This is a genomic window from Mesorhizobium sp. M7A.F.Ca.ET.027.03.2.1, from assembly GCF_003999175.1.
Lineage (GTDB): Bacteria > Pseudomonadota > Alphaproteobacteria > Rhizobiales > Rhizobiaceae > Mesorhizobium.
The window spans coordinates 1-2,470 of record NZ_RZOM01000930.1 but is presented as its reverse complement, the minus strand read 5'-3'; the positions used below and the strand labels follow the sequence as shown (position 1 = coordinate 2,470).

Below are 2,470 nucleotides of genomic sequence, written 5' to 3'. Positions count from 1 at the left end.
TTCTCGGACCATTTGTATTCGATGCCGAGTTCCTTCTCGGCCCTCTGCAAGGCGACATGGATCTGGTTGTCCCACGGCTCCTCGATCGGCGTGGCGAAGATCGCCGCCACCTTCAGCTTCTTGTCCGCCGCGAAGGCGGCGCCCGGCAACATCGCTGCCGCCAAACCAAGCGCGCCCAACTCCAGCACATTGCGTCGCGAAAGCCCTTCGCGTTTTATCTGCGATTTATTGTTCCGGTTTTCCATTGCATTCCCCTCTGTTCGACAGCCGTGTCGAGCCGGCTGTTCCTAGAAATGTCAGACGGGGAAGTATGGAACGACGCCAGACTTTTGTCCACGTGGTCAAATTTGAACCGCGCACCGGATTCTTGATCTTAGCCGGCCAAGCAAGGGCCGCCGATCAAACCCGTTCCAGCGCGATCGCGATGCCCTGGCCGACACCGATGCACATCGTGGCAAGCGCATAACGGCCGCCACGTTCGCGAAGCTCCAGCGCCGCCGTGCCGGAGATGCGGGCACCCGACATGCCCAGGGGATGGCCAAGCGCGATGGCGCCGCCATTCGGGTTGACGTGTTCCGCATCCTCGGCAATGCCAAGCTGGCGCAATACGGCGATGCCTTGCGAGGCAAAGGCTTCGTTGAGCTCGATGACATCGAACTGTTTTGGCGTCAGGCCAAGCCGCGCGCAGAGTTTTTGCGTCGCCGGCGCCGGGCCGATGCCCATGATGCGCGGCGCCACACCTACGGCGGCCCCGCCGAGAATGCGGGCGATCGGGGTCAGGCCATATGTCTTCACCGCCGCCTCGGAAGCGACGATCAGCGCCGCCGCCCCGTCATTGACGCCGGAGGCATTGCCGGCCGTGACTGTGCCGCCCTGGCGGAACGGCGTCGGCAGCTTGGCCAGCGCCTCGACCGTTGAGCCAGCGCGGGGGTGTTCATCCTTGCTGACAATGATCGCATCGCCCTTGCGCTGCGGGATGGTCACTGAGGTGATCTCCTTCGCCAGCCTTCCATTGGCTTGGGCCGCGACCGCCTTCTCCTGGCTGCGCACGGCAAAGGCGTCCTGGTCCGCGCGAGAGATGGCGAACTCCTCCGCTACGTTCTCGCCGGTCTCCGGCATCGAATCGACACCGTACTGCTTCTTCATCAGCGGGTTGACGAAGCGCCAGCCGATGGTGGTGTCGTAAATCTCGGCATTGCGCGAGAACGCCGTGTCGGCCTTGGGCATGACGAAGGGCGCCCGGCTCATCGATTCGACACCGCCCGCGACCATCAGCTCCGCCTCGCCGGCCTTGATGGCTCTGGCTGCGATGGTCAGCGCATCCATGCCGGAGCCGCAAAGGCGATTGACCGTCGAGCCGGGAATCTCTTTCGGCAGACCTGCCAGCAGCAGCGCCATGCGCGCCACGTTGCGGTTGTCCTCGCCGGCCTGGTTGGCACAGCCATAGACGATGTCGTCGACAGCCTGCCAGTCGATGCCGGGATTACGCTCGGCCAATGCCCTCAGCGGTATCGCGCCAAGATCGTCTGATCGTACCGAAGACAGCGAACCGCCGAAGCGGCCGATCGGTGTGCGGATGTAGTCGCAGATATAGGCCTCGGCCATGTCATGCAGCCTTTGCTTTTCCGGTTCCCTCATGCGCCGCCTTGGTGCGGGCCTGCAGGTCGCGCAATGTCTTGAGTTCGAGTTCGCTTGGCGCCGGTGTTTCGTCAAGCGCCTCTGCGAACTTAACCGCCCAGCCACAGGTGTCCTTCACCTGCTGGCGGGTCACGCCGGGATGCAGCGACACGACCGTGAATTCCTTGCTCACCGGATCCGGCTTCCAGATGGCAAGATCGGTGATCAGCAGCGTCGGGCCGGCGGTGTCTATGCCAAGCCGTTTTCGATGGTCACCACCCTCGCCATGGCCGAAGGAGGTGAAGAAGTCGATCTTCTCGACCATGCCGCGCTTGGTCTGCGCCATGGTGATGTAGATCTCCTTCGACGACGTCGCGATCTCCGGCGCGCCGCCGCCGCCGGGCAGCCGGGTCTTGGGATGGAAATAGTCGCCGATGATGGTGGTGTTGATGTTGCCGAACTTGTCGAGCTGCGCCGCACCAAGGAAGCCGATCGAGATGCGGCCGCCCTGCAGCCAGTAGCGGAACATCTCCGGCACCGCGACGGTGGTGATAGCGGTCTCGCACAATTCGCCGTCGCCGATCGACAGCGGCAGCACGTCAGGCGCGGTGCCGATCGTGCCGCTCTCGTAAATCAGGGTGATGTCAGGCGCATGCGTCAGCCGCGCCACATTGCAGGCGGCCGATGGCGCGCCGATGCCGACGAAGCAGACATCGTCGTTGCGCAGCGCGCGGCTGGCGGCGATGGTCATCATCTCGTTGGGGGTGAATCCCGGATTGTCGCTCATGCCGCTTTCCTCAAATGCTCGACCCGGGCCGCGAAATCGTCGGCGCTCTTCTCGATCACGTAGACC

Annotated in this window: 2 protein-coding genes and 1 pseudogene; all 3 read right to left on the bottom strand. The window is 63.7% G+C overall.

Annotation, left to right across the window (positions count from 1 at the left end; genetic code table 11):
* Positions 1–245: pseudogene (locus tag EN750_RS29180) on the bottom strand (BMP family ABC transporter substrate-binding protein); the annotation flags it as partial.
* Positions 246–399: 154 nt separating this feature from the next.
* On the bottom strand, positions 400–1,605 hold the full coding sequence (pcaF, locus tag EN750_RS29175) for a 3-oxoadipyl-CoA thiolase (RefSeq protein ID WP_127398819.1): 1,206 nt from the start codon (positions 1,603–1,605) through the stop codon (positions 400–402).
* A gap of 1 nt (position 1,606) precedes the next feature.
* On the bottom strand, positions 1,607–2,404 hold the full coding sequence (locus EN750_RS29170; RefSeq protein WP_127398818.1) for a CoA-transferase subunit beta: 798 nt from the start codon (positions 2,402–2,404) through the stop codon (positions 1,607–1,609).
* Positions 2,405–2,470 lie beyond the last annotated feature (66 nt).

Excerpts from the sequence above, each read along its gene's own strand:
- EN750_RS29170 (WP_127398818.1), bottom strand. The coding sequence starts at position 2,404 with ATGAGCGACAATCCGGGATTCACCCCCAACGAGATGATGACCATCGCC.
- pcaF (WP_127398819.1), bottom strand. The coding sequence starts at position 1,605 with ATGGCCGAGGCCTATATCTGCGACTACATCCGCACACCGATCGGCCGC.